Below are 26090 nucleotides of genomic sequence, written 5' to 3'. Positions count from 1 at the left end.
TTGTAGAATTTAATCCATCCGTAAACATGGACAAAAGGACAATCTTGGTTTGGTTCAGGAATGACTTGCGTATCCACGACAATGAGATACTGCTTCGCGCTGTTGAGCGCAGCCATCAAATTGTGCCTGTTTTCTGTTTCGACCCCCGCTATTTTGCCGACACCAAATATGGCACCAAAAAAACGGGCGTACTGCGTGCCGCATTCCTGCGCGAAAACGTATTGGCGCTGCGGCGCGAGCTGCAGCGGCTCGGCGGCGACCTGATCATTGCCCATGGTTATCCCGAACTACTCCTTCCGCAGATTGCCGCAAGACACGAGGTGGATGAAGTGTATCACCACCGCGAGGTGGCGTTTGAAGAAACGCAGATCTCCGCGTTGGTGGAAGAAGCGCTGTGGAAGATGCAGATCAACCTCCGCCACTTCATCGGCCATACCCTATACCATAAAGAAGATCTGCCGTTTCCGATCAAAGATATTCCCGATGCCTTTACTGTTTTCAAGAAGAAGACCGAACGGGAGAGTTCCATCAGGCCTCAATTGAGCAGTCCGACGGTCGTTCGGGTACCCGAAGGGATGGATACCGGCCAGCTTCCCGACCTGTCGGCATTGGGGTTCGGCACATCCGAAATCGAACAGGCGGCCGCCAACCGTTTCCAGGGCGGCGAGGCCACGGCACTGGATCGCATGAAAGCGTTTTTACATGACGGGGACAATACTCCATTATCGGATTATTCCTGCTTATCGCCTTACATCGCCGTTGGTGCACTCTCGCCGAATACGTTTTATCATGCGGTGAAAGAAGCTGAAAAAACGACATTGGACAAAAAGCGCGTCGATCAGCTTATCTTGAAGTTACTGTGGCGTGACTATTATCGGTTTATGTTCAAAAAACATGGCAACCGCTTTTTTCACCTGGGTGGTCTGACCGGCACCCCGCCCACTACCCTTGATGACGACCATCATTTTGAGCGTTGGAAAACCGGCAATAGCGGCAACCTGGCAGTAGACAAAAGCATACATCAACTGAATGATACCGGGTGCCTGTCGCATCAGCAACGTATCCTGGTCGCCACCTACCTCATCCACGAGTTGAAGGTCAACTGGCTGAAAGGGGCTGCCTGGTTTGAAGAAAAGCTCCTGGATTACGGACCGGCCAACAACTACGGCAACTGGGCGCACCTGGCCGGAGTCGGAAGCAGCGCAAAAGATAATAAACCGGTCGATCTGGAAAAGTTAAGCGCGCAGTGCTACCCCAAAGAAGCCTTGGCCTTCGGATAAGGAGGAGCCTCCTCCCTATTAACGCCATTCCCGATACGCTATAATCGATTTTCGTTAAAATTTGGCGACAAAATTGTGGGATATTGCTATGGTAAACGATTTATTAGTTTTAACTTTGACGCATTATTGCATTAAACATCTAAATGGACAAACTTTCTTATCTTAGTAACGCAGATTCGGCTTACATCGACTCGTTATACGAAGCATATAAAGAAGACCCTAATGCTATTGATTTCGGTTGGCAAAAGTTTTTCGAGGGATTTGATTTTGGCCAAAATGGAACCGGTACCGCAACCCAGGCGACACCCGACCATGTGCTGAAGGAAATCAACGTACTGAACATGATCAACGGCTATCGGGACCGTGGTCACTTATTCACCGAAACCAATCCGGTACGCCAGCGCAGGAAATATTTTCCGGGCAAGGAACTGGAAACCTTCGGCCTGAGCGAAGCCGATATGGATACGGTATTCAATGCCGGTGTCGAAGTAGGCTTGGGACCTGCCAAATTGCGCGATATCCGGCAGCTGATCGAAGATACCTATTGCCGCTCCATCGGCGCCGAATTTAAATACATCCGCAGCCCAGAGAAAATCAAGTGGCTGCAGGACCACATGGAAGGTGAGCGCAATACGCCCAATTTCCCGCTGGAGAAGAAAAAGCGGATCCTGCAAAAGCTCAATGAAGCGGTGGTGTTCGAAAATTTTCTCGGCACCAAATTCCTCGGCCAGAAGCGCTTCTCGCTGGAAGGTGCCGAAAGCCTGATCCCGGCGCTCGATTCGGTCATCGAAAAAGGAACCGAGCTGGGTATTCAGGAGTTTGTCCTTGGCATGGCCCACCGGGGCCGGCTCAATGTGTTGACCAATATATTGGGCAAGTCATACGAAACCATCTTCTCGGAATTTGAAGGAAAAACCTATGCCGAAGAGGCTGAGCAGGACTTCGGCGGGGATGTCAAGTACCACTTGGGATATTCTACCGATATCACCACGAACAATGGGGCCAGCGTACACCTGAGCCTGGTACCCAACCCGTCTCACCTGGAAACGGTAGACCCCGTGGTAGAGGGCATCGTGCGTTCGAAAATCGATATGAAATACGATGGCGATGCCACCAAGATCGCTCCGATACTGATACACGGCGATGCCGCCGTTGCTGGCCAGGGCATTGTATATGAAGTGATCCAAATGTCCAAGCTGGAAGGTTTCCGCACCGGCGGCACCATTCACATCATCGTCAACAATCAGGTGGGCTTTACGACCAACTTCAAGGACGCGCGGTCATCCACCTATTGTACGGATATTGCAAAGGTGACCTTATCCCCTGTATTTCATGTGAACGGGGATGACGTGGAAGCGCTGGTGTACGCGATTAATCTGGCGGTAGAATACCGTCAAAAATACCATACCGACGTTTTCATCGACCTGCTGTGTTACCGGAGATACGGGCATAACGAGGCCGATGAGCCCAAATTTACGCAGCCCTTGCTGTATAAGGCGATCGAAAGACACCCCAATCCGCGCGAGATATACAATAAGAAATTACAGGAACAAGGCAGTGTAGATGCCAACCTCGCCAAGGAGATGGAAAAGGATTTCCGCAAGTTGCTGCAGGAACGGCTGGACGATTCAAAAGAGGACCCCAATCTGACACAGGACAATCCGATGTATTCAGGTGCCTGGAAAGGCCTCCGTAAAGCGAAATATGAAGATATTTTTGTGCCCGCCAAAACCGGCGTGACCGAAAAGAATTTCTTGTCCTTAGCGAAAGCCATCAGCACCTTGCCGACGGATAAGAAGGTCTTCCGCAAGATTTCACGCCTCTTTGAAGAGCGGCTCAAGATGGTGGAAACCAAGACCTTCGATTGGGCCATGGGCGAATTGATGGCCTATGCCACATTGCTGGATGAGGGCGCGCGCGTACGCGTGAGCGGACAGGATGTGGAGCGTGGCACGTTTTCCCACCGCCACTCGGTGCTTACCCTGGAGGATTCTGAAGAAGAATACATACCGTTACAGCAAATCAACGGCGGCGAACGATTCAACATCTATAATTCGCACCTGTCCGAATACGGTGTGCTGGGGTTCGAGTATGGCTACGCGCTGGCCAACCCCCAATCACTGACCGTGTGGGAAGCGCAGTTCGGCGACTTTTATAATGGCGCTCAGATCATTGTAGACCAATATATCTCCAGTGCCGAAACCAAATGGAGGCGTTCCAATGGCTTGGTCATGCTGCTGCCACATGGACTGGAAGGACAGGGTCCTGAACACTCCTCGGCGCGTATCGAACGCTTTTTGGAGCTTTGTGCGGAAAACAATATGCAGATCGTTAACTGCACGACACCGGCAAACTTCTTCCATGTGTTGCGCCGGCAGATCAAACGGGATTTCCGGAAACCGCTTATTGTCTTCACGCCGAAGAGCTTATTGCGCCATCCGAAGGTGGTGAGCGACATTTCGGCGTTTACGTCAAAATCCCAATTTCAGGAGGTCATTGATGACGATTATGTGAAATCAGCCGGCGTCAAACGCGTCCTCTTCTGTTCGGGCAAGATCTACTATGACCTGCTCGAAAAACAGCAAACGGATGAACGTAAAGACGTAGCCATCATACGCGTCGAACAACTCTACCCTACTCCGATGGATAAGCTGCGCGCTGTACGCAACAAGTACAAAAACGCCAAGGAATTTCTTTGGGTGCAGGAAGAACCCGAGAATATGGGTGCGTGGCCTTACATATGCCGTAAATTCAGAAACCGGAACATTGCGTTGGAAGTGGTATCACGCAAGGAAAGCAGCAGCACCGCCACCGGGTACGCCAAACAGCATATCACGCAACAGTTGGCGGTGGTAGGCCGGGCATTTGAGGACAAGGCAGGTACAGAGGTCAAGGAAAAAGTAAAAGCCAACGTAAAGGTAGCCGCCAGCGTGGATTGACCAACTAGTTAAAAAACAGTCATATATGAGCATAGCAATAAAAGTACCGACCGTCGGTGAATCCATCTCGGAAGTGACCCTCTCTCAGTGGTTGAAACAGGATGGCGATTATGTGGAAATGGATGAGAATATTGCAGAATTAGAGTCGGACAAAGCAACTTTTGAACTGCCTGCCGAAAAGGCCGGTATCCTTAGAATTGTCGCCCAAGAGGGTGATACGCTGGAGATCGGAGCACTGGTGGCCACCATCGAAGTAGGCGGAGCACCCGCCAAGACCGATGAGGGCAAGGCCGATAAGCAACCCGCCGAAGCGTCAAGCACACCACAGGCGGATCGTACACCTGCACCCCAAGCGAGCAGCAACGGCAGCAGCTATGCCAGCGGAACGGCCTCACCCGCCGCCGCCAAGATCCTCCGGGAAAAAGACATCGACCCTGCTTCCCTAAAGGGCACGGGTAAAGATGGGCGCATTACGAAGGAAGATGCTGAAAACGCCGATAAATCTGAAGCTCCAAAGGCAAAAGCCGCTGCTGAGCCCAGTAAACCGGCGGAAGCCGCAGCGCCCAAAGCACCCAGCGGCGCGAGAGCAGAACGCCGCGAAAAAATGTCATCGCTTCGCAAGACCATCGCCAAACGCTTGGTGTCGGTCAAGAATGAGACCGCGATGCTCACCACCTTCAATGAGGTGAACATGAAGCCGATCATGGACCTACGGGCTAAATACAAGGATATCTTCAAAGAAAAACACGGCGTAGGACTGGGATTCATGTCATTCTTCACCAAGGCGGTATGTACCGCCCTGAAGGAATGGCCTGCCGTAAATGCCCGCATCGAAGGCGATGAGATCGTGTATAGCGATTTTGTTGATGTTTCCATTGCGGTATCGGCGCCGAAGGGATTGGTCGTGCCGGTCATCCGGAATGCCGATTCGCTGTCCTTGCATGAAATTGAAAAGGCGGTTGTTGAACTGGCCACGAAAGCCCGGGACAATAAGCTGACCATCGAGGAAATGACCGGAGGCACGTTTACCATCACTAACGGCGGGGTATTCGGCTCCATGATGTCTACGCCCATCATCAACGCGCCGCAATCGGCCATCCTGGGCATGCACAACATCATTGAGCGTCCGGTTGCCGAAAACGGCCAGGTGGTGATCCGGCCGATGATGTACATTGCCATGTCATACGACCACCGGATCATCGACGGACGCGAGTCGGTCAGTTTCGTCGTTCGCCTGAAACAGTTATTGGAAGATCCTGCTCGGCTGCTGCTGGAAGTTTAAACGGCGCCGGGCCTGCGGCAATGAATTGCAAGGGAACAGTCCAGCCGGAGTCGCTTCGACGGTTGAGCAGGTATCTCCATTGATAAATCGACAACCTTGCTTTTATAGGCAAGTTTAGCTAAGTTTGGCGAAACTTCACCTATATGGTACTTGATTCCGAATTCTTCACTAAATTCCTGAGGTTTGGTCTTGTCGGTTTATCCGGAGTGGTCGTTGATTTTGGCGTTACCTGGATCTGCAAAGAAAAACTCCGCTTCCATAAATACCTGGCCAATTCGCTCGGCTTCTGTGTGGCGACCGTCAGCAATTACCTGCTCAATAAATATTGGACGTTTAAAGTGTTTGGCAGCCAGGGCATGTTTCTGGAGTTTTCAAAATTTGCGGGCTTCGCGCTGGTGGGACTGCTGATCAACAACCTGGTTGTATTCCTCCTGCATGGAAAAATGAACCTGAACTTTTATTTATCTAAACTCATTGCCATTGCCATCGTATCCATCTGGAACTTTTTTGGCAATTATATCTATACTTTTTCCACCCAATTATACTAACGCCCTATGCCCGATAAAGCTACGCACACCATTTCCTATTTCTTGCTGGCTTGGTTGCTCATCAACCTGGTGCAGGCCGGCTTTTCGGAACTGCATTACGACGAGGCGTATTATTGGGTGTTTAGCCGGTTCCTGGATTGGGGGTATTACGATCATCCGCCCATGGTGGCGCTGTTTATAAAAGTAGGTTCATCGGTGATGCATTCCGAACTGGGCACCCGGCTGGTCACCGTCTTCACCAACGTTGCCGCGATCGGGATCCTGTGGAAAATCGCTAAGCATTACGCGTACGATGCCAAGCTGTTTGTGCTGCTGTATAGCAGCATGCTCATCCTGCACGTCTATAGCTTCATTACCACGCCTGACAGCCCGCTATTCTTCTTTACGGCGTTGTTTTATTACGTCCTGCACCGTTATCTGAAGGAGGATAGGCTGAAATATGCCGTCATACTGGCCTTGATAGCCGCTTGCATGTTATATAGCAAATACCACGCGGTATTGGTTTTCCTGTTTACTGTCCTTGCCCATTGGCCGCTGCTCAAACGTCCGAGTTTTTGGCTCACTGCGGGCTTAGCAGCCGTCCTGTTCTTACCGCATATCCTTTGGCAAGTCAACAATGACTACCCTTCCATCGCGTATCACCTCTTTGATCGCACTGCACGGGCATATCGCCTTTCGTTTACCACTGATTTCATCCTGGGGCAAGTCCTCATTGCCGGTCCAGTGACGGGTATTTTTCTATATTATTATGTCTATAAGCAGCCAACCACGGACACATTCTTCCGGATACTGAAATTCAATTGCTTCGGATTCCTGCTATTCTTCCTGCTCAGTTCATTCAATAGCCGCGTCGAAGCGCACTGGACCTTACTCGCGTTTATCCCCTTCTTTTTGCTGGTGTACGCATACCTTGCCCACCGGCCTAAGATGCCGGTTTGGTTAACGAAACTGCTGTATGTCAATATCGGGTTCATTATCTTCATCCGGATCATCTTGATTTTCCCCCTACCTGGCTTATCCCAATTGAAAGGACTCCGGCAATTCTGGGGAAAAACGGCGTTTGCCCGGCAGCTCCATGAAGCGGTTGGGGATGAAAGGCTGATCATGGACAACGGTTTTCAGGACATTTCGAATTACAACTTCGTCAATAACACGGTCGAGGGCTTTTCGTACAACACACGCAACTATCGGAAAACCCAATATGATTATTGGCCGATCGAAGATAGCTTGCGCAACCACGGCGCCTATTTCGCCTCGTTCACACCGCATACCACCGATCAGCAGGATTCCATCGATACCCAGCGGGGTACGCTATATTTGAGGTATATCGACTCGGTGCGAATGTATCAAAAAGTAACGATTACGGTCAGCGGATTGGCCGAGCGGGCGACAGCGGGTGCATTGCATCCGGTCACGCTGGAAATCCACAATCCTTACCAGGATACGATTTCGTTTTCCAATGCCGGCACCAAGTGGCCCTGTTTTATCGAATACGGTTTTACCAAGTATTTCTTCCAGCAGGTGGCTTTCGAAGCGCTCCCCGGCGATTATCAACACATACGGATTGCCCCCCGAGCATCCGCGCGCTTTTCCACTGCGGTCCGCATGCCCGTGATACCCGATGAATACTCCCTGATATTTTCCATTCGTACAGCGCCGTTCGCGGGGGCGAGAAACAGCCGGAAGATACCCCTAACGGTCTTAAGTAATTGATGATGTATACCATGCAGCGATTATCCTTTCTTTTTGTAGTGTTATTGTCGGTCGTCAACGCCCATGCCCAGGACATCGGATGGAATGTACACTTCCATGGCTTTGCCGATAACCGTGAATATGCCAAATCCAATCGGTATTCCCAGTCGATCCTCGGTGTGCGCATCGCCCCCGAAATCATGCTGTCACTGGACAGCGTGCACTACCTGCACAGTGGTGTCAATTTTCTGCACGAATTTGGTTCAACGGCATACGACGCGAAAAACATGTCGCCGACCATCTATTATCAGTACAAACAGCGTGGGTTTGACTTCTATATCGGCATGTTTCCACGCCGCGACCTCCTGGCAGGCTATCACCGCGCCATCCTGATCGACACCCTGAATTATTATCGGCCAAATATCGAGGGAATGCTGTGGAGATATGAAAACCGCGTATTTCATCAACAGCTCTGGATTGACTGGACCAGCAGGCAGACGGAAGAGCATCGGGAACAGTTTATGGTTGGGCTATCCGGCCGTGTCAACATGGGCCTGTGGTATCTTTCGCACAACGTCATGCTGTGGCACAATGCCGGCCGGATGAACAATACCGATCCAAACGAACTGCCGGTGAGGGATAATGGGGCGGCCCTGGTCAAAATCGGAATCGACTTATCCGGATCGGTGCTGGATTCGCTGGATATCAGCGGTGGCGGGATCGTCGCTTATGACCGGCTGCGCGGTGTATACGATTGGCGCACCCCTGCGGGGGTTATGGTGGATGGCTATGCGGAATACAAAAAGATTTTCGTCGCAAATACACTGTATGCCGGCGAATCGCTGGATATTGCCTACGGTGATCGGTTCTATACGGCCGACTTTTATGATCGGCTTGAGCTCGGTTGGAAACCGCTGCAATATAAAGGATTGGAAGGCAAATTCACACTCAGCTTCCATTTTACACCCGGAGCGATCGATAATCAGCAGCAGTTTACGTTGCAATACCAGCTCGGCCGGTTGTATTCCCACGGCCGTCAACAACGGTAAACGATCTCCCTAAACCACCGTCACTTTGACGCCCAAATGTTCTAACGCCGTAACCGTATGCGGCGACACCCCGCTGTCTGTAATGATGCGGTCTATCTCTTCAAGGCCGCATATGCGGCCAAAACCTCGCTTACCGAATTTAGTAGAGTCCGCCAGCACGATCACCTTTTGAGACACCTCCATCATCTTACGATTGAGATGCGCTTCCTGCGCATTGGTGGTGGTGAGCCCAAATTCCAAATCGACACCATCTACCCCTAAGAAAAGTTTACTACAAAAGAAATCAGCCAGAATACGCTCCGCATATAATCCCGTTACCGAAGTTGAACTCTTCCGTAGGATTCCGCCTAATTGCAGTATCTCGACATTGGGGTGCTTAATCAGCTGCACCGCTACATTCAGGGCGGAGGTGACCACCGTAAGATTGCCCACCGGCTGAATTTCCTTGGCCATTGCCTGCACCGTGGTGCCGGAAGCAATGATAATGGAATCATTGTCCGTAATCATCGAAGCCGCTTCCCGAGCGATGGCCGCCTTTTCCGCTGCCTGTATCTTCTCTTTTTCGAAAACTGTCCGGTCGCTTGTATAGGGATTGATCAACGTAGCGCCGCCATGCGTGCGGAAAAGCAGCTGGCGGTCTTCCAGTAATTTCAAATCCTTTCGGATGGTGACGGATGAGACATCCAGCAGCTTGCATAAGTCCAGCACATTTACCGAACCCTTTTGCTGTAACTGATTCAAAATAAACTGATGGCGTTCTACACTATTCATAAAGTTAGCTACTGAGCTACGAATATAGGTATTTTTAAAATGCTTCAATCATACATACTTAGCTTTTGATTGATTTCATTTTATATTTTTTAATTTCATTTGGTTTTATATTTACAATCATTTAGTTTTGCATTGTATTCGATTAGTTACCGTTATACCCCTTAATTCCGTATGCAAACACCACTGCTTGATCGCCCTACCGCACTTCGTCATGCCGCTGCGCCGGTCATGTGGGATCTGGCCATCATCGGAGGCGGTGCCACGGGGCTGGGAATTGCGGTCGATGCTGCCACAAGGGGATACAAGACCCTACTGCTCGAACAACATGACTTTGCGAAGGGCACCTCAAGCCGGAGCACGAAATTGGTGCACGGCGGTGTACGGTACTTAGCGATGGGCGACATTAAACTGGTTTATGGTGCGCTGCATGAACGGGGTATCCTATTCAACAATGCACCTCACCTGGTACATGCTCAACCCTTCCTCATCCCCTGTTACTCATCGCTCAGCAAATGGAAATACCTGGTCGGCCTGAAAATCTATGACTGGCTGGCCGGCCGCCGCAGCATCGGGGAGTCGGTATTCATTTCAAAAACGGAAGCCCGCAAGGCGCTTCCCGGGATCAGGACGAACGGACTGAAAGGGGCCGTGCGCTATTATGACGGACAGTTCGATGATGCGCGCCTGGCCATTAATCTGGCTCAAACGGCCGCTGAACATGGCGCCACCTTATTGAATTACTGTAACGTAACCACGCTTCATAAGGACGGTGGCGGAAAAGTAACCGGACTATCTTTCACCGATGTGGAATCGGATAAGTCGTTTCAAATCAGCGCCAAGGCGGTGATCAACGCAACAGGTGTCTTCGTGGATGACATCCTGAAAATGGATACCCATACGCATCGCCCATTGGTCAGGCCCAGCCAAGGCACCCACATCGTCGTGGACAAAGCCTTCCTCGGCGGCCGCGAAGCCCTGATGATCCCGAAAACAAGCGATGGCAGGGTGCTCTTCGGCGTCCCATGGCACGGCTACTTGCTGCTCGGCACCACCGACACGCCCATCGAAGATCATCGCTTGGAGCCCCGTCCACTGGACGCTGAAATCGATTTTATCCTGGGCACGGCCGCATCCTATCTCGTACATCCGCCAAAAACGGCCGATGTGCTGAGCGTGTTCGCCGGATTGCGGCCGTTAGCTGCTCCGGGCAAGATGGACGGGTCGACGAAAGAGATCTCCCGCGATCATAAACTGATGGTCAATCCGTCCGGACTGATCACCATCACGGGTGGTAAGTGGACCACCTACCGTAAAATGGCGGAGGATACGGTGAATAAGGCGGTCGAAACCGCCGCGTTGGACCCACAGCCATGCCAGACAGCGACGACGAAGATACACGGCTATCGCACTGAACCGTTGCCGGGCCATTGGGCCGTGTATGGAAGCGATGCCGAGCATATCCAGGCATTAGCCGCTGCCGACGCAACCCTGGGTGAAAAGCTGCATGCAGCCTTCGGCTATACGGCTGCCGAGGTGGTGTGGGCGGTGCGGCATGAAATGGCGCGGACCGTCGAGGATGTGCTGGCAAGGCGGTTCAGGGTGTTGTTTCTCGATACGAAAAGATCCATGGAAATGGCCCCTAAAGTAGCCGCGATTATCGCCGGAGAGCTGGGCTTGGATAACGGATGGATCACCGCGCAGGTTGAACAGTACCGTGCATTGGCCAGCGGCTATTTACCGGCGATGGAGACTGCAGCACTGTAAACACCCCCTTGCCCAACCGCCAAATGGTGTGACGGCAAGCCGGATTGCATATAAACCAATAAAAACCAATAGGATGAGCCAATACATTTTAGCGTTAGACCAAGGGACTACCAGTTCACGGGCCATCGTCTTCGACCAAGCGGGTGGCATCGTTGCGCTGGCACAGAAAGAGTTTAAGCAGTATTATCCCCAATCGGGATGGGTAGAACACGATGCACAGGAAATATGGTCCAGTCAGGTATCCGTTGCGACGGAAGCGGTAGCCAAGGCCGGCATAAAGGCATCGGCCATCGCGGCCATCGGCATCACGAATCAGCGGGAAACCACGATTGTATGGGACAAAGCAACGGGACGCCCCATCCACCCGGCCATTGTTTGGCAAGATCGGCGCACGGCCGAATATTGCGATGAACTCAAAAGCGGTGGCCATGAAGGGACCATCCGCCAGAAAACCGGACTGCTGATCGATGCTTATTTCTCCGCCAGCAAGATCAATTGGATACTGAATAACGTCGCCGGTGCGCGCGAAAAGGCAGAAAAGGGGCAACTGGCCTTCGGAACCGTCGACACTTGGTTGGTTTGGAACCTCACCGGGGGTGAAAAATTCCTGACCGATGTGACCAATGCTTCGCGCACCATGCTGTATAACATCAATTCACTGGAATGGGACGATGAGCTTCTCGCGTTGTTCGACGTGCCGAAGAGCATGTTGCCCCAAGTGAGGAGTTCATCTGAAATTTATGGCGAGACCGCGACAAATATCCTCGCAGCCCGGATACCGATTGCCGGTATTGCGGGTGACCAGCATGCGGCCCTTTTCGGTCAGCTGTGCACCCAAACGGGCATGGTCAAAAACACCTATGGCACGGGTTGTTTCATGCTGATGAACATTGGCGACAAGCCTATACTGTCAAAAAACAATTTGGTGACGACCATCGCTTGGAAACTGGGTGACCAGGTCACCTATGCCTTGGAGGGCAGTATTTTTATCGGCGGTGCAATCGTGCAGTGGCTGCGTGACGGACTGGGCATCATCCGTCGTTCGGCCGACGTGGAAGCGCTGGCGGCAACGGTGAAGGATACGGATGGCGTGTACCTCGTCCCCGCCTTTGCCGGTCTGGGCGCCCCCCATTGGGATCCGTATGCCAGAGGCACCATCGTGGGCCTTACCCGGGGGAGCACTGCCGCCCACATCGCGCGGGCGGCACTCGAGGGCATCGCGTTCCAGACCGTGGATATCCTACAGGCCATGGAGGCGGACGCCGGCACGGAGATCAAGGAGCTGCGGGTAGATGGGGGCGCGACAGCCAACAACCTGTTGCTGCAATTTCAGGCCGATATCCTCCAAGCGGATGTCGTACGACCACAGATGACGGAGACGACAGCCATGGGAGCCGCCTACCTTGCCGGGCTCGCCGTGGGACTTTGGAAACATACGGATGACATCCAAAATCAATGGCAAATCGACAAAACGTTTGTGCCCGATCAAGCATATGACGCCGATTCGGCCGTAAAAAACTGGCACCGTGCCGTCGAAACAGCAAAAAGTTTTAAGTAGTGGTCACCATTCACGAATTACCAATTACCAAATTATGACACCATTTATTGCAGAAATCATCGGCACGGCATTCCTCATCCTATTGGGAGGAGGCGTGGTAGCCAATGTGGTACTCAACGGAACAAAGGGACACAACAGTGGCTGGATCGTCATTACTACGGCGTGGGCATTGGCCGTTTTTGTGGGCGTGGTCATCGCAGGTCCCTACAGTGGCGCACACCTTAATCCCGCGGTGACACTGGCCATGCTGATTGCTGGAAATATCGGCATCGCAGACGCGCTGTGGTATGTCCTTGGTCAATTTATCGGCGCGATGGCCGGCGCGTTCGTCGTTTGGCTGGTCTATTACGACCATTTCAAGGCCACCGAAAGCCCGGGAGCCAAGCAGGCCGTGTTCTGCACGGCTCCCGCGATCCGCAATTTGCCGGTGAATCTGATCAGCGAAGTCGTCGGCTCCTTTGTGCTATTATTTACGATCTTTTACTTCACCGATGCGGAGCTGAGCGATGAACAGGCAATCCCCATCGGCTTGGGTTCCTTGGGCGCTGTCCCTGTCGCCTTCCTCGTATGGGTGATCGGTCTGGCATTGGGCGGCACTACCGGCTATGCCATCAATCCCGCCCGTGATCTGGGACCGCGTATCGTACACGCGTTGCTGCCCATCAGGGACAAAGCCGGATTCAACGGCTCCTATGCATGGGTGCCGGTGGTCGGACCGCTGCTGGGGGGCGCACTGGCCGCCCTGCTGTTTCTTTGGATCGGTAAATAATCCGTGTCGAATGACCAGAAAATTAAAACTATCGTAACCGATTATTAACATTAACTAAACAACATAACCTCATTATTGCCTCTCGAAATAACATATCCATCACAAGTAAACAACCCTCTATGAAATGAAGAATCTACACCACTTTTTTTCACGACCTGGGCATTCGATGACATGCCTTTTTATTTTCCAGGTGATGCTAATGCTGGGCATCACAACCGCAAGCACTCACCGCGCGCTGGCACAGCCGCAGGTGGCCGTCAGCGGCACGGTACAGGCTACCGAAGACAATCAACCCCTTAGCGGTGTTTCCGTTATTGTGGGTGGCCGTAGCCTCGCCGCCACCGATGCAGCCGGGGGCTTCCGCGTCACCGTTGCACCGAATAGCCAACTGACATTTTCCCTGATCGGGTATGATGCGCGGACCATCACGGTGACGAACGCACAAAGCAATTTGGTGGTCACCCTGCAATCGGCCAACACCGCCATCGATGAAGTGGTCGTCACAGCCCTCGGCATCGAGCGGGAAGCCAAGGGTCTTGGCTACGCTGTGAGCACCATCAAAGGCGATGACCTGACGGAAGCCATGCCCAGCAGCTGGTCAGACGGCCTGAAAGGAAAGGTAGCTGGACTGAATCTGATACAGCCGGGCTCCGGACCGTTAAACACCACGCGGATAAACCTTCGTGGCGACCGTTCGCTTGATGCTGCAGGCAATGAAGCGTTGATCGTGGTGGACGGGATCCCGATGATCAACAGTAGCGGCAGGGCCAGCTCGGGCGTCAATGACGCCTATGGAGCCGGTACCACCGTCGGAGACAAAGATATTCCCATTGACTTCGGCAATGGTTTGGGAGATATTAATCCCGACGACATCGCATCGATCACCGTGCTGAAGGGGGCTGCGGCTACCGCGCTGTATGGAAGCCGGGCGGGCAATGGCGCCTTGATCATCACCACCAAAAAAGGAACCAAGCGTGATGGCGGTATCGGCATCACCATCAACTCCAACACCGCTGTCAATGACATTCTCCGCTGGCCCGACATCCAATACGAATACGGGCAGGGCAACAATAACCGGAATGCAGCGGGCGATTTGTATTATTCATACCAACTGTCCGATGACGGTCCGAACACCGGATCAACCTCCAGCGCTTTCGGTCCAAAATTCGACGGACAACTGTACTATCAGTACGACCCAGCCATCGAGGGACAATCGACCGAACGGCTGCCTTGGCGGCCTTATGAAAATAACATCAAAGGTCTCTACCAGACCGGCATGACCTTGACCAACAGCGTGGCCTTTGACGGTGCTACGGACCGATTCTCCGCAAGGGCTTCGTTTACCCACACCAAAAACGATTGGATCTTGCGCAATACCGGATACGAGCGGCTCGTGGCTTCGCTGAATACCAGCGCCCAACTATCCGATAAGTTGAAGGTGAACGCTAAATTTGCCTATACCAATAAAGGCAGCGATAACCTGCCGGGCACGGGGTATAACAACCAATCCATCTCCTACTTCATGATCTTCCAGAACCCCAATGTGGATCTAGCCGTATACGAACCGCGTTGGCGGCAGGGACAGGATCAGATCACGCAAATCCATCCGTATAGTTCTTACATCGAAAATCCGTTCATCATCCTGTACGAGATGACCAACAGTTTGAATAGCACCAATATCGATGGCAACCTGCAGGGGATCTATACCTTCAATCCCAAATGGGAACTGATGGTGCGTTCTGGGCTGAACCTGCGTCAAGACCGACGGGAAAGCCGCCGCCCCTTTGACACGGCTAATTTCCCACGGGGATACTACAAGCAGCAGGATGTGTCTTTCCTCGAATCCAACACCGATGCCTTGCTGACGTATAAAGACGAACTCAGCGAGCAATTCAACATCACGGCGTCCCTTGGCGGGAATATCAGAAGTTATGAGGGGAAGGAAAATAACGCCGTTGCCCGCGGACTGAACTTAGCGGGTGTCTATAAATTGACCAGTGCATTGGATGTGGCCGTGGCGAACAATGATTTATATGGCAAACAAGTACAGAGTGTTTACGGACTGGTCAACTTGTCATGGCAGGATAAAATTTTCCTGGACGTTACTTCGCGCAATGACTGGTCGTCTACCCTTCCCAGCGACAGCTGGTCTTATTTTTATCCATCGGTGAGTTCGAGTTATATCCTGAGCGACATCTTCCAGCTGCCAAGCGCGTTCTCCTTCGCCAAAGCACGTCTCTCCTGGGCGATGGTGGGTAATGACACCGAACCCTACCGGCTCCAGAAATACTACGAGCCATCTGCTTTCCCCGGATCGGCCAACGCGCCGACCACACTGCATAACGCAACGCTGAAACCCGAAATTTCCACCTCATGGGAAGGCGGTGTTGATTTTTCGCTGTTCAACAATCGCATCAATGCCGACGTAAACTTATATCATAACATTACGATCAATCAGGTACTGCGTGTCCCCGTAGACATCACTACCGGGTATAGCTATGCGTTTATCAATGGCGGAAAGATCAGGAACAAGGGTATTGAACTGTTGCTCAGCGGCAAGCCGGTGGCTTCCAAAAACTTTACGTGGACAGCCACGGCAACCTGGGCTAAAAATGATAACAAGATCCTGGAGCTGAGCGAAGGCATTGAAAACGAGGAGCAGGTCATTGCACAGAGCGGTGCTGGAGCCGTATCCATCGTCGCCCGCAAAGGCGGGACCACCGGCGACCTCTATGGGTATGGTCTGGTACGCAACGAACAGGGACAGGTGGTCTTTGACCCGGCCAGCGGACTGGCCGTGCGCCCGAGTGATATCCAGAAAATAGGCAATGCGTATGCCGACTGGCGGGGCGGCTTCCAAAACGAGTTCCAGTACAAAAACTGGCGGATGAGCGTATTGGTTGACGGGCAATACGGCGGCATTGTCTACTCGCAGACGCACCACAAGATGACCGAGCAGGGTAAGCTGGCGCATACTTTGCATGGCCGTGAAACCATGACCGTCGTGGGTGACGGCGTGGTACAAAATACGGATGGCAGTTACTCCCCCAACACCAAGGAAGTGGCTATCCAAACCTGGTATGCCGACTACTACCGGAGAGCCAATGTGGAAACCAACAGTTTCGATGCTTCGTATTTGAAACTGCGGGAAGTACGGCTGGAATATACGCTGCCCCGAAGCTTCACCGCCAAGATAGGATTGCCGGGAGCAAGCGTCGCATTGTATGGACGGGACCTGGCCATGATCTCCGAATTCCCGCTATTCGATCCCGAAACTGCCGCGCTCAACGGCGCGAACATCATGCCGGGCGTCGAGATGGGACAGATGCCCACGCCGAGGACCTGGGGATTCAACCTGCGGCTCACCCTTTAATGATCGTTTGAACAACTGAAAATTCGAATACGAATGAAAAAGAAACTATATAGCGTACTGGGGGCCGTAACCCTGTGGGCATTTGCCCCTTCATGTACCAAAAATTTTGAAGAGCTGAATATCGATCCAAACCGCATCGATAAAGTAACACCCGGCAGCTTGCTCACCCCTACCATCTACGGCATGGGCACCTATTTCACGGTGCGCAGCTATGATTTTACCTGGCAACTCATGCAGGTGGGCTTGCCCAATCCCAGCGTGGCATTGGGCCTGCACCGCTATGACCTCTCCGAAACGGCAGGAAACGGCACCTGGAACACCTGCTACACCTGGCTGCGGAATATCCCAGAAATGCAAGAAGCTGCCATTACGTATAATCAGCCCATGTATCAGGCGGTTGCCTATACCCTACAGGCTTATATTATGGGTATCCTCACCGACAGCTTCGGGGATGTCCCGTTCAGCGAAGCACTGAAGGCGGCAGACGGTGTCAACCAACCCAAGTTTGATACCCAGGAAGAGATCTACACGGCGCTCATCGCCAGCCTGGAGGAAGCGAATACGATATACGCCGGTGAGGGCATCATGGACGGTGCAGATCTGCTGTATAACAATGACAAAGCAAAATGGCGGAAATTCAACAATTCCCTGTTGATGCGCTTGTTGCTTCGCTTATCTAAGCGAACGGAGTTTGACAGTTACAACCGCATCCAAAACATGATCAATAACCCGGAGACCTATCCGATTTTCGAAAGCAATGCGGACGCCGCCTTGGTGACCATCACGGGTAATCCTCCCTACAATTATGCATGGGGACGCCGGCAGGATTATGTCAATTTCGAAACCATGTCGTCTTTCTTCGTCGACCTGCTCAATGAGCTGAACGATCCGCGCCGCCCGCTGTTCATGACCCAAGCCAGCGAAATGGTGAACGGCCAACCCCAACAGATCGGCTATAAGGGTATCCCCAGTGCACACTCCGGAGATGCTTCCCAGTTTAATTACAATCCCAGTACCCCCAATGGCAACCTGATGATCTACGACGCCATCGGCACCCCGATCAAAGAGGTGATCATGAGCTATGCAGAAGTGGAATTCATCAAGGCCGAAGTAGCGCTGCATTTCAGCGACCTGGAAGCGTCCAAAGCGGCCTATGAAAAAGCCGTAACGGCGGCAATCACCCAGTGGAACGGCGGACAGATGCCGGCGGATTACTTTGACAACGAGGCGGCGGCATTCGATGGGACACTGGAGCAGATCATGACGCAGAAGTACCTCGGTTTGTTTTTCAACGACTACCAGCAATGGTTCGAATACCGGAGAACGGGATTCCCTGTATTGCCGAAGACGGAGTATATGCTGCACGACGGCGTGATGCCGACGCGCTTCATGTATCACAATGACGTACGGCGTTTCAATCCAGAAAATTATCAGATTGCTGCCGAACGGATCGGCGGGGATGATGTGATGACGAAAGTCTGGTGGGAAAAATAGACAATAGCCCAACGGTGGTCCACCTAAAGCGGGCAGTCTTTCGCTGAAAGATTGCCCGTTTACATGTACATCACCCGATAGCCTTCACCCGTACATGGCCATCGTAATACCGGGCCAAATGCCGTCCATCCCCGTGGATGGTCCAGATTTCCGAAGGATTCACCTCAGCCACATATTCCAGTATATCCGCCCAATCAACATGGTCCGAGATGTACAGATCCATATCGTTATGACGCTGCAAGTGTTTCCAGCCTGACGCGAATACGCGGATAACGTTGGTCGCCCGATAATAGCTATTGAACGTCATCGGCGGCACGAGGTAGACATGGTGTGCAGTATTGGTCTTCATTTCCTGGCGGTTGTACGGCTCGTACCGCAAGTGCGTGATCCCCATCGATTGATACAGCCGATGGATGGGCAATATGCTGTGATGCACCAATACCCGCCGATCTACGCAGTGGTTATTGATCAGCGACGTAAGCCGCTGGGCCTTGCCTAATGAATAGGCGCCCAGTAAAATGTGATGCGGTTTATCATTGAGTTTCCTGATCTCAGCGAGGGGATCTGGATGTGCCACTTCCGGGTCTGCAAAGGTGCTTTCGGTGATCAGCACATCGGCCTGCACCGTTTCCATGGGTTCGCAGGTGTCATCTGCCTGCCGTTTATAATCGCCGGTAAACAGGTACCGGGCTCCCCTAAATTCCATGATGATCTGTGCCGACCCTAAGATATGCCCTGCCGGGATAAACTGGATCATCATGCCGCCAACAACGAACGGCTCGCGATATGGGAACTCCACAAAGCTCGCTGCAGCCTTCTGACCATATCGGTATCGCATAAATGCCGCCGTCGGTGATGTACAATAGACTTCCCGGTGACCCGGGCGGGCATGGTCGCCATGTGCATGTGTCACCAGCGCCCGGCCCACGGGCAGGAGCGGGTCGATGAAAAAGTCGCCATACCGGCAGTAGTATCCCTCGGGGCGCTTGACCAAAAAATCCGATACGATAGCCCCCATTATGATGGTTGTGTGCGAAAAAAACGATCGAGTTCTAACACCTGGGGGATCAATGCTTGTGCATCATCGTTGACAATAATGAAATCCGCCAAGTGCTTCTTTTGATCGTCGGACCATTGCCGCTCCATGCGGGCCTTCACCTGGTCGGCGGTCACCCCATCGCGTTGCATCACGCGTTTGACCCGTATCGCCTCGGGGGCTGTCACCAAAATGGTATAGGCATTCAGTTTATACGAGCCGCTCTCAAAAAGCAATGCCGCTTCTTTGACGGTATACGGCGCATCCTGTTTGTCTGCCCACTCCTCCCCTGCTTGGATCACCACGGGATGCACCAGCGCATTCAGCCGTTTCAACTGGTCCGAATCGTTGAATACCCGGGCGGCCAAGTAGGCGCGGTCCAGCGAACCATCCTGCTGATAGGCCTCCTCACCAAAGGCTGCCTGGACGGCCTGCACCAGCGACGTATCCGCTATCATCAGGCGCCTGGCTTCCTGATCCGCATCAAACACCGGAATACCCAACACTTTGAGTATTTGGCAAACGACGGACTTACCACTTCCGATACCTCCTGTGATACCAACTTTCAACGGTCGCATAACTTATTTCCTGACAAAAAAATCGACATTTTGGGGCTCTATCTTGACCAGCTTGCAATATCCCGGCATTTGGGTGATGATCACGGGCAGGCTCTTGACATCGTTGTCTACCCAATCATCCATGTTGACCACCGCTTCAAACGCATTGCCCGTCACTTTGCTAAAATCGCGGAGCGATACCATCACCGTAAGCCGCACCTTACCGGGAAGCAGTTTAACCGAGCTGAACGATCCGGCATTCTCGGCTTTTAGCGGTACTTCAAGGACCTTTTCGGTCACTTCACCCACCGGGATACCGACTTCTACCGATGTCGGGTATACATTGATGTTGGCCTGCCTATTTTGTTTTAAGGGTGTTATCGTGTGGATATCGCCGCTGACATTCGAAAACCGGATGGTGTCCGTTTCCCATTGTTCGATCTGCACGACATCCTCGAGGGGACCGGTAATGGTCACATATTCGGGTGAGATGTGCAATTGATCAATGACATCATATTGCTTCAGAAACTCGAGGCGGTGCAATACCTTTACGGGTACTTTGCGCTCCGTTTGTTTTGAAAAATCAAAGTATAACGTATCCGGTGAAACGGAAAGAACCCGCTGATTAGTGGGAAACTGCCGGTTTATAAAGCCCAATTGATTGGTAAAGACGACCCAGTTACGATCTTGCAGACCGCTGAGATCGACCTGTACCACTTGTTTGGCAGACCGCAGGGTCGAAAACAGCAGCTGCCAACCCGTCGTTTTCAGCTGGATGTTGACGGTGTCGGACTGCAACGGATGAAATGCCCGGTTATCCGGCGCATTGACATATTGCACGCCGGATTTAATCGTATAAACATAACTGCTGGATACGGCAAACAGTACCCAAGCCAAAAAGGAAAAGATCACGCATTTGGCAAAAATGCTAAGTTTGCGCCGCTGTGTTTTGTTTAAATTCAGTACCGGCATATCAAAACAAACTTAGCAAAAGTTGTATTTATATGCAATCGCGGCCCGCGCGTGCCCCTCAAGGGCTATGCTTTAGGTGCAGTGTTCTGCGCCTTAGAGGCATCCAAAGCGATTGCCGTCCGATCAAAACGCATTTTTACGCCCCCTCCGACATCGATGAGAAATGTCGTATCGGATATTTCGACGATACGTCCGTGGATACCTGCGGTGGTGACCACCCGATCGTTTACCTTGAGCTCCTCGATGTATTTCTTATGATCTTTGGCCTTCTTCATCTGAGGCCTGATCATGAAAAAATAAAAGACCACAATGATCAGAATCATGGGTAGGAATCCCATGATCCCTCCTGCTCCACCTACTTGCAATAAAATTGTTGATGTATTCATTCTTGTTAAGTTGTTTGATGTATTAAGTTGTTTACTTCGTCACCTCTCCCCTCAGGTGCAAAAGCGTATTCGCGGTTGCCGCATTGGAGGTGACCGTCACCACCTTGTGCTGTTTGCCCACCTGCCCTGTGCTGTTAAACACCACTTTGACCATGCCTTCCTCGCCAGGAGCGATCGGGTTTTTGGAATATTCGGGTGTGGTGCACCCACATGATGCCTGCACATTAGAAATAATCAGCGGCGAGCTGCCCGTATTGGTAAATGTAAACTCATGTTCAATTTTCGTTCCTTCTTTAATCACCCCAAAGTCGTGTGCATCATTCGCGATCTCCAATACCGCCCCGGCAGAATCCTGCCCCGGAATGATCGTTTGCCCTACCGGTTGCTTGCCCTGCTGATCCAGCGGTATGGCTTCAGCTTCCTGTTCCTGGTTTTTCGCAGAATTGCAGGACGTAATGAACATCAGCCCAATAAAACATAATGCTATCCATTTCATGGCTCTTATTTTTAAAAGTTGACTAATCATTTATTTCTTATCAAACAAGTGAGCGGCATACTTGTTTCTTATTGCACCAGCCCCCGTCCCTGTTTGCGTATCCGGCCGGCCGCTTGCAGATCACCCAAGATCTTATCCAGTATCCCATTGATAAACGTATTACTCTTCGCAGTACTGAACACCTTTGATATTTCGATGTATTCATTGATCGTTACCTTTACCGGTATCGTCGGAAAATTGAGCAGCTCGCAAATCGCCATGCGCATCAGCAGGTTATCCAATAGTGCAATCCGATCCGACTCCCAGTTTTTGGTTTTGGCACTGATCAGCTGTTGATATTCATCCGCATAACGGATCGTACTGACCAATAGCTCCGTCACGAATAACCGATCTTCCTGCCAATTGGGTGTCAGCTCCGCCAACTGATTCTGGCCAGGGTCTTCACTAGCAAAGTTCTTGAAGGTCTTAGCGATCATCGCTTGCAGCACCTCCTTATCTACCGCCCAGTTGATGAATCGTTCTTCAAACAGCTGCTCAATGGCGGGCGACTTCAGGATGATCTTTTTGAAAATGAATTTTACGATGTCCTTTTCTGCCATGATCGACCGATCATCATCGCTCAAGTAGGTGGCATACGCCTCGGTGTCTTTCAATTGAGAGAACACTAACCGGACGATTTCCGGGTCATAATGCCAAGAGACCTTATAGTGCTTTACGCCGGCTTTATAGGCCTCGTTGTGCCGCAGCAACTTCACAAAGGTGTTGTCGTACAACTTCATGTTTGGCAATAGGTCCGCTGCCGATGGCAAAAACTTATTGGCACGTTCATCTGCATCAATCCGTACATAGTCAGACACTTCATCCAACAGGTTCAATGCCCAAATGTACATTTCGTACACTTGGTCGACGCTTTTCAGCAGCGCTTTTTCGAACTTGTCGACCTGTTTGTCTTCCGACAATTGGTACGCGTATAGCGTCTGTAATACTTTGACCCGTAGGTGTCTTCTATTCAACATAATGATGTAAAGAACGATTTGGATGAACCTGCCAATATATCGTATGTGCTTACTGCTTAATTTTACGCATATCTGCAATCCTGGTTTCGGCGATCTGGTTAGCCGCCTTGTAAGAGGCCACGTTTTCGGCTATTGATTTACGCAATACCGAACGGGTCGCCTCATAAATATTCTCCGTCAATGCTGACGTGCGCGATGCGCTGTATCCGGCGATTTCCGAATAAGCGCTGATCAATCCGCCGGCATTGATCAGGTAGTCTGGCGCATATAAGATCTTTTTATCCATCAGCAGCTGCCCGTCTTCTTCCTCATGGCGCAGCTGGTTATTCGCAGAGCCCGCGATGATGCGGCACCTCATCTTGGAGATGGTCTCTTTATTGACCGTTCCGCCCAGCGCACAGGGCGAATAGACATCGACATCCAGTTCGTAGACATTGTTGTTGGAAACCGCCACGGCTTTGTACCGATTTGCCACCTCCGCCATGCGTTCCTCATCGATGTCACTCACGTATACTTTGGCATTCTCTTCACGCAACAGGGCAACCAACTGTTCGCCCACATTACCGGCGCCTTGCACGGCTACCGTACGGCCGGCCAGGCTATCGTTGCCATAGAGCTCTTTCAGCGATGCCTTGATGCCAAAATACACCCCTTTTGCGGTAAACGGTGACGAATCCCCGCTACCCCCGAGTGATTTGGGTAACCCCACCACATGGTGAGTCTCCATCCGAAGGTATTCCATGTCTTTCGGCGTGGTGCCGATATCCAAAGAGGCAATAAAGGTGCCGCTCAACTCTTCAACGAACTGGCCGAACCTACGCAGCAGCACTTCGGTCTTCTGCGTGCGGTGGTCACCGATGATTGCGGCATTGCCGCCACCCAGGTTCACACCCGCCACGGCGGCCTTGTACGTCATTCCCCTTGAAAGCCGCAATACGTCATCTATGGCCTCATCGGTGCTTTGGTAAGGCAGCATCCTCACCCCCCCTATTGCAGGGCCGAGTGTCGTATCATGGATGGCGATGACTGCATGCAGCCCGACCGTCCCGTCATTACAGAAAACAAGCTTTTGATGGCCAAACTGCGCCATCAACTTAAAGGATGAATTGTCTTTGGTAGATACGGACATACAAAACGATAATGCTAATGGATAATCTGCAATATGGGGCAAACTTAGACAAATTGCCGTTATAATGCAATTTTATAATTGCAATTTGTGGAAGCCCCTTGCCAGCGAAAATAAAGTAATAAACATTTCCTATTTTTGTGTGCAACGCTGATGACAACATGAAACACCTCGCACACCTCAATAAATATTTCTACAAATACCGCTGGCGAATGATCCCCGGCGTTATTTTTGTCATCGTTTCCAACTATTTCGGCGTATTGCCGGCCCAGGTCATCCGCATCGCCTTTGATCTCGTCAAGGAAAACATCAGCATGTACCGGCTGTTCGAAGGATTCGAGCGGCAGCAATTGGTCTACGAGGTATTCGGCTACAGCCTGTTGTTATTCGGCATACTGGTCCTCGTGCTCTCCCTTATCCGCGGCATCTTCCTCTTCTTGATGCGCCAAACGATCATTCTCACCTCCAGGCATATCGAATATGACCTCAAAAATGAGATCTACAATCACTACCAACAGCTGAGCATGGCCTTCTATCGCCGGAATAATACCGGCGATTTGATGAACCGCGTGACCGAAGATGTCAATCGCGTGCGCTCATATCTCGGACCGGCCGTCATGTATTCCATCAATACGGTGGTGCTCTCCATCATGGTCATCGCCGCCATGATCAATGTAAATCCCACATTGGCCTTCTATGCGTTGCTGCCTATTCCGGTATTATCGGTGGTCCTGCTATTCGTCAATCGGATCATCAACCGTCGCAGCGAACACATCCAAGAGCAGCTTTCCACGCTTTCATCCTTCGTGCAGGAAACCTTCTCCGGGATACGCGTGATCAAAACATTCAATCGGGAAGCAGATAAGCAAGACCGCTTCACCGACGAGAGCAACCACTACCGCCAAGCCTCGCTGGCATTGGTCAAAACGGAGGCGGTCTTTTTTCCACTGATCCTTTTATTGATCGGACTAAGCACCGTCATCACCGTTTATGTAGGTGGTTTAGAAGTGGCCAAGGGCACCATCACTTCGGGCAACATTGCTGAATTTATCATTTACGTAAACCAGCTGACCTTCCCCGCCATGGCCCTGGCGTGGGTCACCTCCCTCATCCAGCGGGCAGCGGCCTCCCAAAAACGCATCAATGAATTTCTGCGCACCCAGCCCGAGATCCAATCGACCGTTCAGGGGCCGTGGGAGGCCAACGGCCATATCCGCTTTGAAAATGTGAGCTTCACCTATCCCGATACCGGGATCCAAGCCGTCAAAAACGTATCGTTCGAAGTGATGCCGGGAGAGGTGCTCGCCATCGTCGGCAAAACCGGCTCAGGCAAATCGACCTTGGCCAACCTTCTGATGCGCATGTATGATGTTCATACCGGTTCGGTCAACATCGATGGCAAAGACATCAGGCAATTGCCGTTGCAATCCTTCCGCACGCAGGTCGGCTTTGTCCCCCAGGACGTATTCCTTTTTTCCGACACCATTGCCAACAATATCGCGTTCGGATTAGATGAAACCCGCATGGACCAGGTCGAAGAAGCGGCTAAGCGAGCTGCGGTGTACGACAACATCACCGCGTTTGAACATGGATTTGAAACCACCATCGGCGAACGCGGGATCACCCTTTCCGGTGGCCAGAAACAACGGGTATCCATTGCCCGGGCACTGATCAAAAATCCGCAGATCTTGATTTTCGATGATTGCCTTTCAGCGGTAGATACCCGGACAGAAGAAGCCATTCTCCGCAACCTCAGCAACGCCATGCGTGGCAAGAGCACCATTTTTATCGCCCATCGGATATCCACCATTAAGAATGCCGACCATATCCTGGTATTGGATGACGGCCGTATCATCGAAGAAGGCACACACGAGGAGCTGCTGGCCCAGCAAGGCAGCTATTTTGAATTGCATGAAAAGCAATTGCTCGAAGAGGAGGAAGCATAGCTGCCCTGCTAAACTTATCCAATAAAAAAGCCATCA

20 protein-coding genes are annotated in these 26090 nt (G+C 51.8%); 12 read left to right on the top strand and 8 right to left on the bottom strand.

Features of this window, described 5'->3' with window-relative positions; all coding sequences use genetic code 11:
* Window positions 1–26: 26 nt before the first annotated feature.
* The 6 genes from ACMGDE_RS08025 to ACMGDE_RS08000 all read left to right on the top strand — a co-directional run bounded on the left by ACMGDE_RS08025 (window position 27) and on the right by ACMGDE_RS08000 (window position 8790).
* Entirely contained in the window at window positions 27–1280 is a 1254-nt protein-coding gene (locus tag ACMGDE_RS08025) for a DASH family cryptochrome (RefSeq protein ID WP_436832258.1), read from the top strand.
* 143 nt (window positions 1281–1423) lie between these two features.
* On the top strand, window positions 1424–4219 hold the full coding sequence (locus tag ACMGDE_RS08020; protein ID WP_436832257.1) for a 2-oxoglutarate dehydrogenase E1 component: 2796 nt from the start codon (window positions 1424–1426) through the stop codon (window positions 4217–4219).
* 25 nt (window positions 4220–4244) lie between these two features.
* A complete protein-coding gene (gene odhB / locus ACMGDE_RS08015) occupies window positions 4245–5501 on the top strand; it encodes a 2-oxoglutarate dehydrogenase complex dihydrolipoyllysine-residue succinyltransferase (RefSeq protein ID WP_436832256.1) in 1257 nt (418 codons plus the stop codon).
* 143 nt (window positions 5502–5644) lie between these two features.
* A complete protein-coding gene (locus ACMGDE_RS08010) occupies window positions 5645–6049 on the top strand; it encodes a GtrA family protein (protein ID WP_436832255.1) in 405 nt (134 codons plus the stop codon).
* Window positions 6050–6055: 6 nt separating this feature from the next.
* A complete protein-coding gene (locus tag ACMGDE_RS08005; protein ID WP_436832254.1) occupies window positions 6056–7762 on the top strand; it encodes an ArnT family glycosyltransferase in 1707 nt (568 codons plus the stop codon).
* A gap of 11 nt (window positions 7763–7773) precedes the next feature.
* On the top strand, window positions 7774–8790 hold the full coding sequence (locus ACMGDE_RS08000; RefSeq protein WP_436832253.1) for a lipid A deacylase: 1017 nt from the start codon (window positions 7774–7776) through the stop codon (window positions 8788–8790).
* A 9-nt stretch (window positions 8791–8799) separates the two neighbouring features.
* On the opposite strand, the gene ACMGDE_RS07995 is transcribed toward ACMGDE_RS08000, so the two are convergent.
* The gene (locus ACMGDE_RS07995) at window positions 8800–9561 is read right to left on the bottom strand and encodes a DeoR/GlpR family DNA-binding transcription regulator (RefSeq protein WP_436832252.1); all 762 of its coding nucleotides are present in this window, start codon (window positions 9559–9561) and stop codon (window positions 8800–8802) included.
* A 171-nt stretch (window positions 9562–9732) separates the two neighbouring features.
* Between ACMGDE_RS07995 and ACMGDE_RS07990 the strand changes: the two genes are divergently transcribed.
* From ACMGDE_RS07990 to ACMGDE_RS07970, 5 genes are all read left to right on the top strand, one after another.
* The gene (locus tag ACMGDE_RS07990) at window positions 9733–11325 is read left to right on the top strand and encodes a glycerol-3-phosphate dehydrogenase/oxidase (protein ID WP_436832251.1); all 1593 of its coding nucleotides are present in this window, start codon (window positions 9733–9735) and stop codon (window positions 11323–11325) included.
* Between the two features lie 73 nt (window positions 11326–11398).
* Window positions 11399–12883: a glycerol kinase GlpK gene (gene glpK, locus ACMGDE_RS07985; RefSeq protein WP_436832250.1), complete on the top strand. Its 1485-nt coding sequence runs from the start codon at window positions 11399–11401 to the stop codon at window positions 12881–12883.
* Window positions 12884–12917: 34 nt separating this feature from the next.
* Window positions 12918–13652, top strand: coding sequence for an MIP/aquaporin family protein (locus ACMGDE_RS07980; protein WP_436832249.1), 735 nt, complete (start codon window positions 12918–12920; stop codon window positions 13650–13652).
* Window positions 13653–13776: 124 nt separating this feature from the next.
* Window positions 13777–17025 carry a SusC/RagA family TonB-linked outer membrane protein gene (locus ACMGDE_RS07975; protein WP_436832248.1) on the top strand — a complete coding sequence of 1083 codons (3249 nt, stop codon included), beginning with the start codon at window positions 13777–13779 and terminating at the stop codon, window positions 17023–17025.
* A gap of 33 nt (window positions 17026–17058) precedes the next feature.
* A complete protein-coding gene (locus ACMGDE_RS07970) occupies window positions 17059–18519 on the top strand; it encodes a SusD/RagB family nutrient-binding outer membrane lipoprotein (RefSeq protein WP_436832247.1) in 1461 nt (486 codons plus the stop codon).
* A gap of 70 nt (window positions 18520–18589) precedes the next feature.
* Here ACMGDE_RS07970 and ACMGDE_RS07965 read toward each other — a convergent pair whose 3' ends face one another.
* From ACMGDE_RS07965 to ACMGDE_RS07935, 7 genes are all read right to left on the bottom strand, one after another.
* Window positions 18590–19537 carry an exonuclease gene (locus ACMGDE_RS07965; RefSeq protein WP_436832246.1) on the bottom strand — a complete coding sequence of 316 codons (948 nt, stop codon included), beginning with the start codon at window positions 19535–19537 and terminating at the stop codon, window positions 18590–18592.
* Entirely contained in the window at window positions 19537–20133 is a 597-nt protein-coding gene (gene coaE / locus ACMGDE_RS07960) for a dephospho-CoA kinase (protein ID WP_436832245.1), read from the bottom strand. Before coaE ends, ACMGDE_RS07965 begins: the two co-directional genes overlap by 1 nt.
* A 3-nt stretch (window positions 20134–20136) precedes the next feature.
* On the bottom strand, window positions 20137–21084 hold the full coding sequence (locus ACMGDE_RS07955; RefSeq protein ID WP_436832244.1) for a CdaR family protein: 948 nt from the start codon (window positions 21082–21084) through the stop codon (window positions 20137–20139).
* A 65-nt stretch (window positions 21085–21149) separates the two neighbouring features.
* A complete protein-coding gene (gene yajC, locus ACMGDE_RS07950) occupies window positions 21150–21470 on the bottom strand; it encodes a preprotein translocase subunit YajC (RefSeq protein WP_436832243.1) in 321 nt (106 codons plus the stop codon).
* Window positions 21471–21501: 31 nt separating this feature from the next.
* Window positions 21502–21966 carry a DUF1573 domain-containing protein gene (locus tag ACMGDE_RS07945; protein ID WP_436832242.1) on the bottom strand — a complete coding sequence of 155 codons (465 nt, stop codon included), beginning with the start codon at window positions 21964–21966 and terminating at the stop codon, window positions 21502–21504.
* Between the two features lie 68 nt (window positions 21967–22034).
* The gene (gene nusB / locus ACMGDE_RS07940) at window positions 22035–22982 is read right to left on the bottom strand and encodes a transcription antitermination factor NusB (protein ID WP_436832241.1); all 948 of its coding nucleotides are present in this window, start codon (window positions 22980–22982) and stop codon (window positions 22035–22037) included.
* A gap of 49 nt (window positions 22983–23031) precedes the next feature.
* Entirely contained in the window at window positions 23032–24111 is a 1080-nt protein-coding gene (locus ACMGDE_RS07935; protein WP_436832240.1) for a Glu/Leu/Phe/Val family dehydrogenase, read from the bottom strand.
* 158 nt (window positions 24112–24269) lie between these two features.
* On the opposite strand from ACMGDE_RS07935, the gene ACMGDE_RS07930 reads away from it, so the two are divergent.
* Complete coding sequence (locus ACMGDE_RS07930) at window positions 24270–26054, top strand: ABC transporter ATP-binding protein (RefSeq protein WP_436832239.1); 1785 nt, start codon at window positions 24270–24272, stop codon at window positions 26052–26054.
* The last annotated feature ends 36 nt before the right edge of the window (window positions 26055–26090 follow it).

The organism is Parapedobacter brassicae (genome assembly GCF_051400755.1).
GTDB lineage: Bacteria > Bacteroidota > Bacteroidia > Sphingobacteriales > Sphingobacteriaceae > Parapedobacter.
The sequence above is the reverse complement of the archived record's forward strand: the minus strand, read 5'-3'. Positions and strand labels throughout refer to the sequence as shown.

Coding starts and splice junctions, on each gene's coding strand:
- ACMGDE_RS08025 (WP_436832258.1), top strand. CDS start 27: ATGGACAAAAGGACAATCTTGGTTTGGTTCAGGAATGACTTGCGTATC.
- ACMGDE_RS08020 (WP_436832257.1), top strand. CDS start 1,424: ATGGACAAACTTTCTTATCTTAGTAACGCAGATTCGGCTTACATCGAC.
- odhB (WP_436832256.1), top strand. CDS start 4,245: ATGAGCATAGCAATAAAAGTACCGACCGTCGGTGAATCCATCTCGGAA.
- ACMGDE_RS08010 (WP_436832255.1), top strand. CDS start 5,645: ATGGTACTTGATTCCGAATTCTTCACTAAATTCCTGAGGTTTGGTCTT.
- ACMGDE_RS08005 (WP_436832254.1), top strand. CDS start 6,056: ATGCCCGATAAAGCTACGCACACCATTTCCTATTTCTTGCTGGCTTGG.
- ACMGDE_RS08000 (WP_436832253.1), top strand. CDS start 7,774: ATGCAGCGATTATCCTTTCTTTTTGTAGTGTTATTGTCGGTCGTCAAC.
- ACMGDE_RS07995 (WP_436832252.1), bottom strand. CDS start 9,561: ATGAATAGTGTAGAACGCCATCAGTTTATTTTGAATCAGTTACAGCAA.
- ACMGDE_RS07990 (WP_436832251.1), top strand. CDS start 9,733: ATGCAAACACCACTGCTTGATCGCCCTACCGCACTTCGTCATGCCGCT.
- glpK (WP_436832250.1), top strand. CDS start 11,399: ATGAGCCAATACATTTTAGCGTTAGACCAAGGGACTACCAGTTCACGG.
- ACMGDE_RS07980 (WP_436832249.1), top strand. CDS start 12,918: ATGACACCATTTATTGCAGAAATCATCGGCACGGCATTCCTCATCCTA.
- ACMGDE_RS07975 (WP_436832248.1), top strand. CDS start 13,777: ATGAAGAATCTACACCACTTTTTTTCACGACCTGGGCATTCGATGACA.
- ACMGDE_RS07970 (WP_436832247.1), top strand. CDS start 17,059: ATGAAAAAGAAACTATATAGCGTACTGGGGGCCGTAACCCTGTGGGCA.
- ACMGDE_RS07965 (WP_436832246.1), bottom strand. CDS start 19,537: ATGGGGGCTATCGTATCGGATTTTTTGGTCAAGCGCCCCGAGGGATAC.
- coaE (WP_436832245.1), bottom strand. CDS start 20,133: ATGCGACCGTTGAAAGTTGGTATCACAGGAGGTATCGGAAGTGGTAAG.
- ACMGDE_RS07955 (WP_436832244.1), bottom strand. CDS start 21,084: ATGCCGGTACTGAATTTAAACAAAACACAGCGGCGCAAACTTAGCATT.
- yajC (WP_436832243.1), bottom strand. CDS start 21,470: ATGAATACATCAACAATTTTATTGCAAGTAGGTGGAGCAGGAGGGATC.
- ACMGDE_RS07945 (WP_436832242.1), bottom strand. CDS start 21,966: ATGAAATGGATAGCATTATGTTTTATTGGGCTGATGTTCATTACGTCC.
- nusB (WP_436832241.1), bottom strand. CDS start 22,982: ATGTTGAATAGAAGACACCTACGGGTCAAAGTATTACAGACGCTATAC.
- ACMGDE_RS07935 (WP_436832240.1), bottom strand. CDS start 24,111: ATGTCCGTATCTACCAAAGACAATTCATCCTTTAAGTTGATGGCGCAG.
- ACMGDE_RS07930 (WP_436832239.1), top strand. CDS start 24,270: ATGAAACACCTCGCACACCTCAATAAATATTTCTACAAATACCGCTGG.